Origin of the sequence: Streptomyces sp. N35, from assembly GCF_016464295.1 — a bacterium.
Lineage (GTDB): Bacteria > Actinomycetota > Actinomycetes > Streptomycetales > Streptomycetaceae > Streptomyces.
Genome location: NZ_JAEIMH010000087.1, coordinates 1 through 15834 on the forward strand (window position 1 = coordinate 1; position 15834 = coordinate 15834).

The window sequence follows — 15834 nt, forward strand, 5'->3', positions numbered from 1 at the left end:
CCCCCGCCCCCCCCGCAACCCCCCCGCGACGCACTGGGGGGGGGCCCCGGGCGCCGGCGCCCCCGGGCCCTTCCGTTGTGCCTCTGCTGCTGTGCCTCGGATCAGGCGGCGGCGTTGCGGCCGGAGACCAGACGCGGGAGCGCCCGGAAGCCGATACCGCCCGCGATCATGGTCGCGGCGCCGATGAGCAGGAACGTGGTCTCGGCGGGACCGGGCTCGGCGGGCTCGCCGCCACCCCTGCCGGCCTCCGCCGGGGGAGGGCCCGCGGCCTCGAGGCCCTCCTTGCCTGCCTGCTCGACGGGCTGGTTGCCCTCGTTGTCGGGGTCGGTCTCGTTGCCACCGGTGCTGGAGCCGCCGCCGTTGTCGGAACCGCCGGTGCTGGAGCCGCCACCGTTGCCAGAACCGCCGGTGCTGGAGCCGCCACCGTTGCCGGAGCCGTTGGAGACGCCACCGTCGGTGTCGCCGCCTTCGGTCGTACCGCCGTCGGTCGTACCACCGTCAGTGGTGCCACCGTCGGTCGTACCGCCGTCGGTCGTACCGCCATCGGTCGTACCACCGTCAGTGGTGCCACCGTCGGTCGTACCGCCGTCGGTCGTGCCACCGTCAGTGGTGCCACCGTCGGTGCCGCCATCGGTCGTACCGCCGTTGTCACCGCCCTCGGAGACGCCGCCGACGGGGTCACTGCCGCCGTCCGCACCGCCGTCGGTACCGCCGTCAGCGCCACCGTCGGCACCGGGCAGGTCGACGTCGACACCGAGGCCGCCTTCGTCCGCGGTGGCGCTCACGCCACCCAGCGGGCCGAGGTCCACGTCCACGCCGGCGGCCGAGGCCGCACCGGCCGCCGTCAGCGACGCACCGGCCGCGATCACGGCGCCGGCGGCTATTCGCGCAACGCGGATCCGCGTCTTCTTGGTCATCTGGCTGCTACCCCCAGTAGCTGATCTCGTCAATGGAGCAGCTGTAGTTGGGGCCACGGCCCGGCGGGGTTTGCTGTTCTCGTACGGGACTGCCTCACTGAGGGCCCGTCCCGCTCGCCCCGTTCACACCCGCCCCAGACATACGCATGCTTCGCAGCAGCCTGTCCAGAGTTAAGAGTTACGTCAAGGTCAGTACGCGCGAGATGTCCGTTTCATGATCACTTGCCCGGCAAGAGCGTCATGACTGTGACGGATCCCCCACCTCTTCCACGGGTTTCACACCCGGCCCCGGCGAAGGCCCGCGCGACGAGGGCGGGTTGTCAGACCCGCCTGCCACCATGGATGCAGTCGGGAATCCACCAAAAGACACGGACCACACGAGCCGACGACGGGGGCGGAGTGACAGCGGACGACGGCCAGGTGCCCGTCGGGGTGCGGGCCAGAGCGCTGCTGCGGGCCGGGCGCGAACTGCTCGGTGCCGCACGCTCGGTGCTGCGCGAGCACGACGCGGCCCAGGAGGAGGTGCGGCGCGCGTACGGCGTGCTCGCGGAGGTCTTCGTACACAAGGAGCTCGAAGGGCTGCCGCTGACGGCCCTGCGGGACGTGACGCGCGGGCAGCTGCGCGAGGCCGCACTGGAGGCCCTGGAGGCGGCCGGGCTCGCCTCGGTGGGCCAGGTGCGGGACGCGCAGCCGTACGGGCTGCGGCAGGTGCCCGGCATCGGCGCGCAGACCGCGGGTCAACTGCACAGCGCCGCCGGCCAGTTGGCGCGCGCGGCCGCTCAGACCGTGGCGGTACGGATCGATGTGGACGCCCAGGGAGATGCGCGGCACACCTCTCTCGTACGGGCGTTGAACCGGCTCGTGCTCGCCGGGCCCGGCATCCCGGAGGCGGTCGCGCAGGCCCGTAAGACCGCGGACGCGCTGGAGAGCGATCTGTCCGCGGCCGTGACCACGGGCTCGCGCGTGCAGTGGCTGCTCGCCGGACGCCGCAAGCGGGACCAGGCCGGGGCCGCGCTGCTTCGGGTCCGTGAGGCCCTCGCCGCGACCGCCTCCGCGGACGTACGGATGACCCTTGACCAGGCCGTCACGGATCTGCTGCGCGGACCCGAGCCGGCCGACCGGGCCTGGCTGGACTTCCAGGTGCGGGCCGCCGAGTACTACACGGTGCTCGGCAAAGTCGCCGATCTGCCCGAGGACCGGGAGTCCGCCGAGGGGTTCATCCCGACCGGTATCGCCGAACAGGTGCGGGCGCAGCCGCTCGACGAGTCGCTCCTCCAGGTCTCGCTGCGCGGCTACCAGGCCTTCGGCGCACGCTTCGCGCTGGCCCGCCGCCGCGTCCTGATCGGCGACGAGATGGGGCTCGGCAAGACGATCCAGGCACTCGCCGCGCTCGCCCATCTGCGGGCCACCGGGGAGGGCCGGAACTTTCTCGTGGTGTGCCCGGTGGGCGTCCTGCTCAATTGGATACGGGAGATCGAGGGCCGCAGCTCACTGATCACATACCGCGCCCATGGACCGGGACGGCATGCCGCCGTGCACGCCTGGGCGGCGGACGGGGGCGTGCTCGTCACGACGTACGACGTGCTGCGGACGCTGGAGATACCGAAGGTGCCCCTCGCCCTGGTGGTGGCCGACGAGGCCCAGTACGTGAAGAACCCCAGGACCCGGCGGGCCGAGGCGCTGCGCGCGCTGATCCGGCGGCCCTCCACCGGCCGTGTGCTGTTCCTGACCGGCACACCGATGGAGAACCACGTCGCCGAATTCCGGTCGCTGATCGGGCAGTTGCAGTCACCCGATGCCCAAGCGTTGCAGTACGGGATGGGGGCGCTGGATTCGCGGGCCTTCCGCGCGGCCGTCGCGCCCTGCTATCTGCGGCGCAATCAGCCGGATGTGCTCGGCGAGCTGCCCGGGGTGATCCATGCCGACGAGTGGGAGGAGCTCTCGGACGGCGACCGCGCGGCGTACCGCCGGGCGGTCGGCGAGGGGAATTTCATGGCGATGCGGCGGGCGCCCTATGCGGACCCGGCGCGCTCGGCGAAGCTGCACCGGCTGCGCGAACTGGTCGCGGAAGCGGCCGCCAACGACCTGAAGGTGGTGGTCTTCTCCTGCTTCCTGGAGGTGCTCGCCGTGGTCGAGGCGGCCCTCCACGGCGCGGCGCTCGGCCCGCTCACGGGGGCGACAGGGGCCGATGAACGCCAGGCTCTCGTCGACGAGTTCACCGCGACGCCCGACCATGCTGTGCTGCTCGCGCAGATACGTACCGGGGGCACCGGGCTCAATCTGCAGGCGGCGTCGGTCGTGGTCCTGTGCGAACCGCAGCTCAGCCCTGCCCTGGAGGCGCAGGCCGTGGCCCGGGCGCACCGGATGGGGCAGGTGCGGCGGGTGCAGGTGCACCGGCTGCTCGCCGCGGACAGTGTGGATGTGCGGCTGCTCGAGGTGCACCGGGTCAAGCAGGAACAGTTCGATACGTACGCGCGCCGCAGCGAGGTCGCCGAGACGGTCCCGGAGGCAGTCGACATCTCGGACCCACACCTGGCCCGCCACATCGTGGAGGACGAACAACTGCGGCTGGCCCTCGGGAAGTGAGGCCGGCTCTCGGGATGAGAAAGGGACCAATCGTCTCGCCACAGCCCGGCAATTCGGGCGGTACGCGAGACAACAGGTCCCCTTGTCAGATCACACTCCGGTCCCGGTCACCCGGAAGGTCCGGGCCCGGATGGGCCGGCTTCGGATCAGTCCGTCTGCGTTTCCTGCTGCTTGCGCCAGCGGATTCCGGCCTCGATGAAGCCGTCGATCTCGCCGTCGAGCACGGCCTGCGGGTTGCCGACCTCGAACTCCGTACGGAGGTCCTTGACCATCTGGTACGGGTGCAGGACGTACGAGCGCATCTGGTTGCCCCAGGAGCTGCCGGAGTCCTTGAGCGCGTCCATCTTGGCGCGCTCCTCCTGGCGCTGGCGCTCCAGGAGCTTGGCCTGCAGCACGTTCATGGCGCTGGCCTTGTTCTGGATCTGGGAGCGCTCGTTCTGGCAGGAGACCACGATGCCGGTCGGGATGTGCGTGATGCGCACGGCCGAGTCGGTGGTGTTGACGCCCTGGCCGCCGGGGCCCGACGCGCGGTAGACGTCGATGCGCAGCTCGGACTCGTCGATCTCGACGTGGTCGCTGGACTCGACGACGGGGAGCACCTCGACGCCCGCGAACGAGGTCTGGCGGCGGCCCTGGTTGTCGAAGGGCGAGATCCGCACGAGGCGGTGGGTGCCCTGCTCGACGGAGAGGGTGCCGTAGGCGTAGGGGGCCTTGACGACGAAGGTGGTCGACTTGATGCCGGCCTCTTCCGCGTACGAGGTCTCGTACACCTCGGTGCTGTAGTTGTGCCGCTCGGCCCAGCGCAGGTACATGCGCTGCAGCTGCTCGGCGAAGTCGGCGGCGTCGACGCCGCCGGCCTCGGCGCGGATGTTCACGAGGGCCTCGCGCGCGTCGTACTCACCCGAGAGGGGCGTGCGGGCCTCCATCTCGTCCCGCGCCCTCTGGGCCGCGGTCAGCTCGGGCTCGGCCTCAGCGAGGGTGTCCGCGTCGTCCTCCTCCGCGGCCATCTCGAAGAGCACGGCGAGGTCGTCGATACGGCCCCGCAGCGCCTCCGCCTTGCGGACGTCGGCCTGGAGGTGCGAGAGCTTGCTCGTGATCTTCTGGGCGGCCTCCGGGTCGTCCCACAGGGACGGCGCCGCGGCCTGCTCCTCGAGCACGGCGATGTCGGCCCTCAGCTTGTCGAGGTCCAGGACGGCCTCGATGGACGTCATGGTCGCGTTGAGGGACTTGAGCTCTTCGGAAATATCGACGACTGCCACGCCCCCAGCGTACCGGGGCCTGTGACGGCTCTCGTCCCCCGCCGGTGCGAGGGCTTTCCGGGGGGTGCGCTGCCGGGTGCGGGTCGGTTGCGGGTCGGTGGGGGTGCGCTGCCGGGTGCGGGTCGGTGGGGGTGCGGGTCGGTTGCGCCTGCGGCGGGCGGATTTCCCCTACCCGCCCCTTCCCGAAACCGGGGCTTCGCCCCGGACCCCTTCATCCGAACTTCGTTCGGATCTGCTCAAACGCCGCAGGGGCTGAAGGCTCAAGCGCCGCAGGGGCTGAAGGCTCAAGCGCCGCGGGGGCCGGAAGCTCAAGTGCCGCAGGGGCTGAAAGCGGGAGGGGAAAACCGCTTGCCGCGGCCGTGACGGACCGCACCTCACGAAACCGTTTCATGGGCATGGAGCCGCGCCCCATAGGATTGGGCCCAAACCGCCGAAACACAGAACACGCACCCCGTGAGGATCCGCATGCCTGGCATCACGCGCGAGGAGGTCGCCCACCTCGCACGGCTGGCGCGTCTGGAGCTGAAGGCCGAAGAGCTCGAGCACTTCGCCGGCCAGCTCGACGACATCATCGGCGCGGTCGCCCGCGTCAGCGAGGTCGCCGACCAAGACGTACCGCCGACCTCTCACCCGCTGCCGCTGACGAACGTCATGCGCGCGGACGAGGTCCGTCCGTCGCTCACCCCCGAGCAGGCGCTCTCCGGCGCCCCGGCCCAGGAGCAGCAGCGTTTCAAGGTGCCGCAGATCCTGGGGGAGGACTAACACCACCATGACGGACATCATCAAGCTCACCGCCGCCGAGATCGCACAGAAGATCAAGGACGGCGAGCTCACCGCAGTAGAGGTCACCGAGGCCCACCTGGCCCGGATCGAGGCCGTCGACGAGAAGGTGCACGCCTTCCTGTACGTCGACCGCGAGGGCGCCCTGAAGCAGGCCGCGGCCGTGGACGCCAAGCGGGCGGCGGGCGAGAAGCTCGGCCCCCTCGCCGGTGTCCCGCTCGCGCTGAAGGACATCTTCACCACCGAGGGCATCCCGACCACGGTCGGCTCCAAGATCCTCGAAGGCTGGATCCCGCCCTACGACGCCACGCTCACCAAGCGCCTCAAGGCCGCCGACGTGGTCATCCTCGGCAAGACCAACATGGACGAGTTCGCCATGGGGTCCTCGACCGAGAACAGCGCGTACGGCCCGACCGGCAACCCCTGGGACCTCACCCGGATCCCCGGCGGCTCCGGTGGCGGCTCCTCCGCCGCGCTCGCCGCGTACCAGGCCCCGCTCGCCATCGGCACGGACACCGGCGGATCGATCCGCCAGCCCGCCGCCGTCACCGGCACGGTCGGCGTGAAGCCGACGTACGGCGGCGTCTCGCGGTACGGCATGGTGGCCTTCAGCTCCAGCCTCGACCAGGGCGGCCCCTGCGCCCGAACGGTCCTGGACGCCGCGCTCCTGCACGAGGTGATCGCCGGGCACGACCCGCTCGACTCCACCTCCATCGACGCCCCGGTCCCGCCGGTCGTCGAGGCCGCGCGCAACGGCTCCGTACAGGGCATGCGCGTCGGTGTCGTCAAGCAGTTCCGCGGTGAGGGCTACCAGGCCGGTGTCGTGCAGCGCTTCGACGAGTCGGTCGAGCTGCTCAAGGAGCTCGGCGCCGAGATCGTCGAGCTGGACTGCCCGACCTTCGACCTGGCGCTGTCCGCGTACTACCTGATCGCGCCCTCCGAGTGCTCCTCGAACCTCGCCCGGTTCGACGCGATGCGCTACGGGCTGCGCGTCGGCGACGACGGCACGAAGTCCGCCGAGGACGTCACCGCGCTCACCCGCGAGGCCGGCTTCGGCGACGAGGTCAAGCGCCGCATCATCCTGGGCACGTACGCGCTGAGCTCCGGCTACTACGACGCGTACTACGGCAGTGCCCAGAAGGTCCGCACCCTCATCACCCGCGAGTTCGAGGCCGCCTTCGAGCAGGTCGACGTCATCGTCTCCCCGACGACTCCGACGACGGCCTTCCCGATCGGCGAGCGAGCCGACGACCCGATGGCGATGTACCTCGCGGACCTGTGCACCATCCCGACCAACCTGGCCGGCAACTCCGCCATGTCGCTGCCGTGCGGCCTGGCACCCGAGGACGGTCTCCCGGTCGGACTGCAGATCATCGCCCCCGCCATGAAGGACGACCGCCTCTACAAGGTCGGCGCTGCCGTCGAGGCCGCGTTCGTGGAAAAGTGGGGCCACCCGCTGCTCGAGGAGGCACCGTCGCTGTGAGTCCCATGACTGCCAAGGCCAAGGGTTTCAGGAAGTCCAAGCCCGGCGCGTACCTGTCGATCGCCACGACCGCCGCCGGCGCGATCGGCGTCGTCAAGCAGGCCCGGATGGCGCGCAAGGACAACGACACGCTCCGGCTCGTCGACGCCGCCGTCTCCGCCGCCGCCATCGTCACGGGTCTGGCTCTGCTCTTCCGTGAGCTGAAGAAGCTCGGCGACGACGACGTCCTGCTGGGCTGAGAGGGAAAGTTTCACCGTGACCACCGAACTTCTGTCGTACGAGGACGCATTGGCGTCGTACGACCCGGTCATGGGCCTTGAGGTCCATGTCGAACTCGGCACCAAGACCAAGATGTTCTGCGGCTGCTCCACGGAGCTGAAGCAGGACGCCAACAGCCAGACCTGCCCGACCTGTCTCGGTCTGCCCGGCGCACTGCCGGTCGTGAACGAGATCGGCGTCGAGTCGGCCATCAAGATCGGCCTCGCGCTGCACTGCGAGATCGCCGAATGGTGCCGCTTCGCCCGGAAGAACTACTTCTATCCGGACATGCCGAAGAACTTCCAGACCTCCCAGTACGACGAGCCCATCGCCTTCAACGGCTACCTCGACGTGCAGCTGGAGGACGGCGAGGTCTTCCGCGTGGAGATCGAGCGCGCCCACATGGAGGAGGACACCGGCAAGTCGACACACGTCGGTGGCGCGACGGGCCGTATCCACGGCGCCTCGCACTCGCTCCTGGACTACAACCGGGCCGGCATCCCGCTCATCGAGATCGTCACCAAGCCGATCGAGGGTGCGGGCGAGCGTGCTCCCGAGGTGGCGAAGGCGTACGTCGCCGAGCTGCGCGAGGTCATCAAGGCGCTCGGTGTCTCCGAGGCCCGGATGGACAAGGGCCAGATGCGCTGCGACGTGAACCTGTCGCTGCGGCCGCACGGGCGCGAGGAGTTCGGCACGCGCTCGGAGACGAAGAACGTCAACTCGCTGCGTTCCGTGGAGCGCGCCGCGCGCTTCGAGATCCAGCGGCACGCGGCCGTGCTCGAGGACGGCGGCACGATCGTCCAGGAGACCCGCCACTTCCACGAGGAAGACGGCTCCACGACCTCCGGCCGTATCAAGGACAACGCCGAGGACTACCGCTACTTCCCCGAGCCGGACCTGGTGCCGGTGGCCCCCGCGCGCGAGTGGGTCGAGGAACTGCGGGCGGGACTCCCCGAGATGCCGCGCGTGCGCCGCAACCGGCTCCGCGAGGAGTGGGGCGTCAGCGAGCACGACATGCAGTCGATCCTCAACGCGGGCGCGGTCGACTCGATCGTCGCCACGATCGAGGCCGGCGCCCCGTCCGACCAGGCCCGTAAGTGGTGGATGGGCGAGTTGGCCCGTAACGCCAACGAGACGGGCAGGTCCCTCGAGGAGCTCGACATCACCCCGGCGCAGGTCGCCCGGGTCTGCGAGCTCGTCGCCGCCGGTGACCTCAACGACAAGCTGGCCCGCCAGGTCATCGAGGGCGTTCTGAAGGGCGAGGGGACGCCGGACGAGGTCGTCGAGAAGCGCGGCCTCAAGGTCGTCTCCGACGAGGGTGCGCTGTCCACCGCCGTGGACGAGGCCATCGCCGCCAACGCCGGGATCGTCGCCAAGATCCAGTCCGGCAAGGTCGCGGCCGCCGGTGCGCTGGTGGGCGCCGTCATGAAGGCGACCCGCGGTCAGGCCGACGCGGCCCGCGTCAAGGAACTGATCCTGGAGAAGCTGGGCGTCGAGGGCTGACACCTCGGTTCGTTGTGAAGGGGCGGCGCTCCGGGTTCAGGCCCGGGGCGCCGCCGCTTTTCTCCGTACGGCGTGCGTCGCCGATGGTCTGCGGACGGGGCTGACTCCCCGGCCTGCGGGGCCATGGGCGGTTCGGGGTCACGCGGGATCCTCCGGTGTGTGCGGGTAGGGCGCGAAGAAGACGACATCCAGCGGATCCGTTCCCGCGGGCAGGGCGGGAAAGCCCGCACTGCCCGGCCGGTCCCCGCGCAGCCAGTGCAGCAGTGTCCGTGTGAAGTTCCCGGGCAGGGGCGGTCCCGGCTCCGAGTGCCGAGGGTGCACGGCGACCCGCCACTCGTCCGGCTCGCCTTCGGTGCACCAGCCGATCCAGTCGCCGTCGATCGTCGAGGCGCACGGCAGAAAGCCACCGGGCTCGGGCCAGGCCGGCAGCGCATGGAACTGCGGGTGGGCGTCGCGCAGTTCGCGATAGGCCTCGCGCCCCCGGATGATTTCCCCGGCCAGCCCCCAACGGCTTTCGGTGTCCAAAGGCGCGGGCATGTCCAGCCACCCGGACCAGCCGCCCCTGCCGTACCGCTCGGTGAGCGCCATGAAGTCGCTCGGCAGCCGGGTGCCGATCCGCTCGAAGACCTCTTCCCAAGTCCCCTCGCCCACATGCGGGGTGAGCGGCGCGGGGACGAGGGCGAGCACGGCGTTGAGGCCGTCCCCTTCCCTGAGAGCCGCATGCTGGCGTGCGTCGACATGCGCGCCCCGCGCCGGAGGGCTCCAGGGCTCGGCGTCCGCCAAGGGTGCGAACACCCGCACCTGGCGCCCCAACGGCCCGAGCTGCCCGCCCGGCTCGCCGGGGTTCGGCACCCCGCCCCGTATCGCAGCCGACAGCAACTCCAGGAGCGGCACTTCGTACTGGACCCATGGCTCGTCCACGTGCGCGGCCACGCGCGTGGTCAGCAGGACCACCGGCCACTCGTCCGGATCCTTGGACACCGACGTGTCCCAGAAGAGATGGTCGCCGGACGAGGTCTCGCCGAAGACGAGCAGCCCGCCCTCCGTCGGCAGGAACACCCGCTGCTCACGTGTGAACATGAGCGGCCGTATCGCCGAGTGCCGATGCGTCTCGACCAGCCAACTCCCGTACTCATAACGCCCGTCCGTGCTCGCGCACGGCGTGTGCAGCCGCACCCGTACGCCCTGCGGGCCGCCGATCTCCACCGGCCCGTACGCTGACACCAGCGCCTTGTAGTCCGCGGGCAGCGGAACCTCCAGCCAGGCCTCGACCGCCGCCCAGTCCACCGCGGGAGCGGGAGCCGGCGGTGGTCCGACGAGGGTGGCGAAGGCGGCGGCGGGTCCGGTGGGTTCCATGCGTACGAGACTGTCATCCGCCTCTGACAACGCGGCTGCCCCCGCCGCCCGCCCCCGCGTCCGATGCCGCGGACGGCGGCGCGCGACTCGGGCGTTCACAGTCAAGTCGTTCCGGTGACTTCTCCTCGCCACCGAACCGCCCTAACGTCCCCGGTCGGAGCCACTGTGGCCCCGGTGATGAGCCCCAGCCCCGACCAGGAGGTCAGCCGCCTTGTCCTCGTCCACGCCCACCGAGCCCACGCCCACCGAGCCCACGTCCTCCGAGCCCACGCGCCCTGAGTCCGCGCGCCCCGAGTTCTCCCGCAGACGTCTGCTCGCCCTCGGCGGCGGTGCGCTGGGTGCGGCCGCGGCGGGTTCCCTGCTGCCGCCGTCGCTCACGCAGGCCCTGGCGCACGAGCCGCCGCCCGGTGGGCTCAAGGCCGTCAAGCACGTGGTGATCCTGATGCAGGAGAACCGGTCCTTCGACCACTACTTCGGCTCCCTGCGCGGCGTACGCGGCTTCGGTGACCGCAACGCGATCCAACTTCCCACCGGAAAGAGCGTGTTCGAGCAGCCGGACCTGCTGCGCACCGTGCTGCCCTTCCCCGTACGGGACGCGGCCGCGGCGCAGCAGAAGGACCTGCAGTACATCGGCGATCTGAACCACGACTGGGCCGGTGGCGGCAAGGCGTGGCACGACGGCTGGATGGACAACTGGATCAGCGCCAAGTCCGCCGCGACGATGGCGTATTACACGCGTGCGGACCTCCCGCTGCACTACGAGCTCGCGGACACCTTCACGATCTGCGACGCCTACCACTCGTCGATCCACACCTCGACCAGCCCCAACCGCAACCACCTGTGGAGCGGCAAGACGGGGTACGAGGCCAACGGCGCCCGCGCGGTCGGCAACGGCGCGTACGCCGAGGGCACCCACCCCGGCTACGACTGGACGACGTACCCGGAGCGCCTGGAGGAGGCGGGGCGCACCTGGAAGACGTACACCGAGTGGGAGAACTTCACCGACAACCAGATCGAGTTCTTCACCACCTTCAAGGCGATCGCGCGCAAGGTCCTCGCGGGGACCGGGTTCACGTACATGGAGGCGTTCTACGCCAAGGTGCGGGACACGGCGGACGAGGCCGAGCGCACCCGGCTCCTCGGCGCCCTGGAGGAAGGGGTCAAGACCCTTACGGATGACGAGCGTTCGCTGTTCGAGCGGGCGCTGCGGCGAGTGCCCACCGGGCAGCTGGCGGCGGAGTTCGCCAAGGACGTCGCCGCCGGCGAGCTGCCCGAGGTCTCCTTCCTCGTGCCCTCCGCCATCGACTCCGAGCACCCCGGCACCTCATCGCCGATCCACAGCGCGACCCTCGTCTACAAGGTCCTCGACGCGCTGGCCTCGCACCCCGAGGTCTGGCGGCACACCGTCGTCCTCATCAACTACGACGAGAACGACGGCTTCTTCGACCATGTACCGCCGCCCGTGCCGCCCGCCGACGACCCCGAGGAGCGCTGGCAGGGACTGCCGACCGGGCTCGGGATCCGGGTGCCGATGCTGGTGATCTCGCCGTGGTCGGTGGGCGGCTATGTCTCCTCCGAGGTGTTCGACCACACCTCCGTGATCCGGTTCCTGGAGAAGTGGACCGGTATCCGCGAGCCCAACATCGGCACCTGGCGCCGTCGCGTCACCGGCGACCTCACCGGCGCCTTCGACTTCAGGCGCGGCCGCCGGCAGCCCGAGGCCGAACAGCCCGGCGCCATCCCGCCGTTCACCGGGCGCTGGCGCCCGCAGCCGCCGCTGGACCAGAAGATGCCCGAGCAGGAGCCCGGCCGCCGCCCGGCCCGCGCCCTGCCGTACCAGCCGGACGCGTACGGGTCCGTACGCGGAGCTGTCTTCCGGCTCCGGGTCGAGAACGGCGGGCGCTCCAGCGTGCCGCTCGCTCTTTATCCGTACGCGGGTGAGTTCGCCGCGCCCCAGCACACCGATGTCGAGGACCGGGCGCTGTGGGAGGTGCCGCTGGCCGGGGACGCGTATGCGTTCACGGTCACCGGGCCGAACGGCTTCCGCCGGGAGTTCGCCGGGCGCGCGCGGGGCGCGGCCGGGGTGACCTCGTCGGTCGACGGGCAGGGGCGGAGCCTGCGTATCGCGCTGCGCAACGACGGCAAGGCGCCGCTGACCTTCACCGTGCGATCGCTCGCGTACGGCGGGGAGCGCCCGCGCAAGATCACCGTCCGCCCGGGGCGCGCCCGCACCGTCGAGCACCGGGCCCATAGTGCGCACGGCTGGTACGACCTGGAGATCACGGCCGCGGGCGACGAGGGCTTCCGGCGCCGGCTGATGGGCCACATCGAGAACGGCCGCGTGAGCGTCTCGGGCTGAACCCGTGCCCGCCCTCCGGTCCCGGGCACCCTCAGAACGTGCTGCCCGAGCTGCCCGGGACCACGTCCTGAGGATGCCCGGGACCACGTCCCGGCGGCGCCCGGGACCACGTCCCGAGCCGTCCGGGACCAAGGGCGGGAAGGCCCGGGCACCCCTGTGGCGATGGGCACGGAACGGACAATGGATCTTTTTCGGGTGCAAGAGGGAGGGTGGAAAGGGCCCGTTGGGTCCCTGTAGGGCACGAGTTCCGCATGGGCTGTTCCCGTACGCAGATCCTCAAAAGCACCCGGGAGCAGCTCCGTGGCAGCACTCGCACGGTGGTGTGTCACGCACCGACTGGCCGCCGTACTGCTCTGGCTCGCCACCTTGGTCGGCGTGGGCGCGGCCGCCGCCGTGGCGGGCACGGCCTACTCCAACGACTACGACGTGCCCGGCACCGAGTCCGGCCGCGCCGCCGCCCTCCTCGAAGAGGGCTTCGCGCACCTCGGCGGCGACACCGACACCATCGTCTGGCACACGGACGAGGGCACGGTGAACGCGGCCGACGTCCAGCAGACGATGACCAGGACCCTGGACAAGGTCGCCGAACTCCCGGGCATCTCCTCGGTCGTGAGCCCGTACCATGCCGCCGGCGCCGGGCAGATCAGCAAGGACGCGCACACCGCGTACGCCGTCGTCACCTTCGACCGGGCCGCGGCCGACGTCGACAAGGCCGATGCCGAAGCCCTCGTCCGTACCGCCGAGGGCGCCGCGTCCGACGGCCTTGAGGTCGAACTCGGCGGCAGTGCGATGGGCCTCACCGAGGCGAAGGGCGGGCACACCGCCGAGATCGTCGGCGTGGTCGTGGCGGCCGTGGTGCTCTTCCTCGCCTTCGGCTCGCTCGCCGCGTCGCTGCTGCCGATCGCGACCGCGCTGGTCAGCGTCGGCACCGCGTACGCCGGCATCGCGCTGCTCGGCCATGTGATGACCGTCGCCGACTTCGCGCCCATGCTGGGGCTGCTCGTCGGCCTCGGCGTCGGCATCGACTACGCGCTGTTCATCGTGACCCGCCACCGCCGCGGCCTGAAACGCGGACTTTCCGTGGACGAGGCCGCGCGCACCGCCGTCGCCACCACGGGGCGCGCGGTGGTGTTCGCCGGCGCGACGGTGTGCATAGCCCTGCTCGGCATGCTGATCCTGCGGCTCGACTTCCTGGGCGGTGTGGCCATCGCCGCCTCGCTGACCGTGGTCCTCACGGTCGCGGCCTCCGTGACACTGCTGCCCGCGCTCCTGTCGTACATCGGCATGCGCGCCCTGAGCCGGCGCGAGCGCGCGCATCTCACCGAGCACGGGCCCGCGCCCGAACTGCCCACAGGGTTCGCGGCCCGCTGGTCGGCCTTCGTCGAGCGGCGGCCCAAGCTGCTCGGCGCGATCGCGCTTGTCCTCATGGCCGCGCTCGCCCTGCCCACGCTCTCGCTCCGCCTCGGCACCTCCGACCAGGGCAACAACGCGCAGTCCTCGACGACCCGGCAGGCGTACGACCTCCTTGCCGAAGGCTTCGGGCCCGGCGTCAACGGTCCGCTGACGCTCGTCGCCGATGTGCACGGAGCCGAGGACAAGTTCGCGCTCGACCGCCTGGCCGGGACGCTCGACGACACGAAGGGTGTCGCGGCCGTCTCCCCGGTCACGTACGACGAGAGCGGCGAGATCGCGCTGCTCACCGTCACGCCGAACTCCGCGCCGCAGTCCGCCGCCACCAGCGAACTCGTCGACGCGCTGCGCACCGAGATCCTGCCGAAGGCCGAGCAGGGCACCTCGCTCGAGGCGTACGTGGGCGGGATCACCGCGAGTTACGACGACTTCGCCGAGGTCATCGTCGCGAAGCTGCCCCTGTTCGTGGGGGTGGTGATCGGCCTCGGATGCGTGCTGCTGCTGCTCGCGTTCCGTTCGATCGGGATACCGCTCAAGGCAGCCGCCATGAACGTCGCCGCCGTGGCCTCGGCCTTCGGCGTGGTGGTCGCGATCTTCCAGTGGGGCTGGGGGAGCGAGCTGCTCGGGCTCGGGCGCGCGGGCCCGATCGAGCCCTTCCTGCCGGTGATCATGGTGTCGGTGCTCTTCGGGCTCTCCATGGACTACCAGGTCTTCCTGGTCAGCAGGATGTACGAGGAGTGGCTGGAGACCGGCGACAACCGGCGCGCGGTCCGGGTGGGCCTCGCGGAGACCAGCCGGGTGATCAACTCGGCCGCGGTGATCATGATTTCGGTCTTCCTGGCGTTCGTCCTCAGTGGTGACCGGGTGATCGCGATGTTCGGCATCGCGCTGGCCGCGGCGGTCGCGCTCGACGCCTTCGTCCTGCGCACGCTCCTTGTCCCCGCGCTGATGCACATGCTGGGCGGGGCGAACTGGTGGCTGCCGAAGTGGCTCGACCGGATCCTGCCGCGGATCAGCATCGAGCCGCCGGAGTGCCGGGGCGTGGTGGTACCGGGGCAGCGTGCGGCCGGGAGCGGTACGGACGTCGGGGCCGGCGCCGGTGAGGCGGAGCTGGCCGGGGAGCGGTGAGCGTCGGCCGGGGCGCGGTGAGGGCCGGGAGCGCCGGCCGGAGCGCGTTAAGGAAGCTCTCAGACGCGGCACCTAGCGTGCGGTTCATGAGCACTGAGATCGAGAAGCGACAGACGGACGACGCGACGTCGCAGGACCGGGACGAGGCGGTCGTGGAGCGCGTCGAGAAGGGCACGGACGAGGGCGTCGACAAGGGTGCGGACGACGGCGTCGGCAAGGGCGCGGTCGAGGGTGCCGAGTCGGCGGGGGACGCCGAGGACGACCTCGGCGCCCTCGACGAGGACGCCCCGGAGCAGATGCCCGCCGCCGGCGTGGGCCAGGGCGCCGCGGCCGTCGTCTCCGCGGCGCTCGGCATCGTCGCGCTCACCGGAAGCTGGGTCGGCACCATCGCCTCCGCGCGTTCCTCCCTGGTCGGACAGCTGGAGACCTCGAGTACCGCGAGCGTCGCCCAGCAGGTCGAGGCGGTGTACGGGGACTCCTGGCACGCCACCGCTCTGGTGGGCGGTGCCTTCGCGCTGCTCGCCCTGCTGGTCGGCGCTTTCGTTCTCGCGCGGCCCGCGTTCGGCGCGCCGGGCCGGGTGGTGCAGGCGCCGTGGATCAAGTCCGTCGCGTGGGCGGGCGTGGCGCTGGGCGTCGTGGGTCTGCTGCTCGCTGTGGCCAAGTACCTGGACCTCTTCATGGGCCTGCCGTCCACCTCCTAGGCAGCCGCCGGGCAAGCCTCTAAGCCGTCTAAGGCCCCGCGGGGCCCCCTCTGCCCCGGGGGGCAGGGCGGTGTTTAGGGGGGGGGGCCCCGGG

The 15834-nt window shown here is 71.2% G+C and carries 11 protein-coding genes; 8 read left to right on the forward strand and 3 right to left on the reverse strand.

Going from position 1 to position 15834, the window contains the following annotated elements:
• Positions 1-101 precede the first annotated feature (101 nt).
• A complete protein-coding gene (locus tag JAO81_RS34000; RefSeq protein ID WP_199551837.1) occupies positions 102-917 on the reverse strand; it encodes a hypothetical protein in 816 nt (271 codons plus the stop codon).
• A gap of 399 nt (positions 918-1316) precedes the next feature.
• Here JAO81_RS34000 and JAO81_RS34005 point away from each other — a divergent pair, with 399 nt between their 5' ends.
• Positions 1317-3503 (forward strand): DEAD/DEAH box helicase, encoded by a 2187-nt coding sequence (locus tag JAO81_RS34005; RefSeq protein ID WP_307814033.1) that lies wholly within the window; start codon positions 1317-1319, stop codon positions 3501-3503.
• 146 nt (positions 3504-3649) lie between these two features.
• Here JAO81_RS34005 and prfB read toward each other — a convergent pair whose 3' ends face one another.
• The gene (gene prfB, locus JAO81_RS34010; RefSeq protein ID WP_199551839.1) at positions 3650-4762 is read right to left on the reverse strand and encodes a peptide chain release factor 2; all 1113 of its coding nucleotides are present in this window, start codon (positions 4760-4762) and stop codon (positions 3650-3652) included.
• 465 nt (positions 4763-5227) lie between these two features.
• On the opposite strand from prfB, the gene gatC reads away from it, so the two are divergent.
• Genes gatC through gatB form a run of 4 tightly spaced genes read left to right on the forward strand, consistent with a single transcriptional unit; the run spans position 5228 to position 8786 of the window.
• Complete coding sequence (gatC, locus tag JAO81_RS34015; RefSeq protein WP_165335824.1) at positions 5228-5524, forward strand: Asp-tRNA(Asn)/Glu-tRNA(Gln) amidotransferase subunit GatC; 297 nt, start codon at positions 5228-5230, stop codon at positions 5522-5524.
• 7 nt (positions 5525-5531) lie between these two features.
• Positions 5532-7025 carry an Asp-tRNA(Asn)/Glu-tRNA(Gln) amidotransferase subunit GatA gene (gene gatA, locus JAO81_RS34020; RefSeq protein ID WP_199551840.1) on the forward strand — a complete coding sequence of 498 codons (1494 nt, stop codon included), beginning with the start codon at positions 5532-5534 and terminating at the stop codon, positions 7023-7025.
• 5 nt (positions 7026-7030) lie between these two features.
• Positions 7031-7264: a hypothetical protein gene (locus tag JAO81_RS34025; protein ID WP_199551856.1), complete on the forward strand. Its 234-nt coding sequence runs from the start codon at positions 7031-7033 to the stop codon at positions 7262-7264.
• Positions 7265-7280: 16 nt separating this feature from the next.
• Positions 7281-8786: an Asp-tRNA(Asn)/Glu-tRNA(Gln) amidotransferase subunit GatB gene (gatB, locus tag JAO81_RS34030; protein WP_199551841.1), complete on the forward strand. Its 1506-nt coding sequence runs from the start codon at positions 7281-7283 to the stop codon at positions 8784-8786.
• Positions 8787-8924: 138 nt separating this feature from the next.
• Here the strand turns inward: gatB and JAO81_RS34035 are convergent, their stop codons facing one another.
• A complete protein-coding gene (locus tag JAO81_RS34035; protein WP_199551842.1) occupies positions 8925-10142 on the reverse strand; it encodes an SMI1/KNR4 family protein in 1218 nt (405 codons plus the stop codon).
• A 310-nt stretch (positions 10143-10452) separates the two neighbouring features.
• Here JAO81_RS34035 and JAO81_RS34040 point away from each other — a divergent pair, with 310 nt between their 5' ends.
• The 3 genes from JAO81_RS34040 (at position 10453) to JAO81_RS34050 (ending at position 15740) form a co-directional block, all read left to right on the forward strand.
• Positions 10453-12501 carry a phosphocholine-specific phospholipase C gene (locus JAO81_RS34040; RefSeq protein WP_233416322.1) on the forward strand — a complete coding sequence of 683 codons (2049 nt, stop codon included), beginning with the start codon at positions 10453-10455 and terminating at the stop codon, positions 12499-12501.
• 300 nt (positions 12502-12801) lie between these two features.
• On the forward strand, positions 12802-15039 hold the full coding sequence (locus JAO81_RS34045; RefSeq protein ID WP_199551844.1) for an MMPL family transporter: 2238 nt from the start codon (positions 12802-12804) through the stop codon (positions 15037-15039).
• 86 nt (positions 15040-15125) lie between these two features.
• A complete protein-coding gene (locus JAO81_RS34050) occupies positions 15126-15740 on the forward strand; it encodes a hypothetical protein (RefSeq protein ID WP_199551845.1) in 615 nt (204 codons plus the stop codon).
• The last annotated feature ends 94 nt before the right edge of the window (positions 15741-15834 follow it).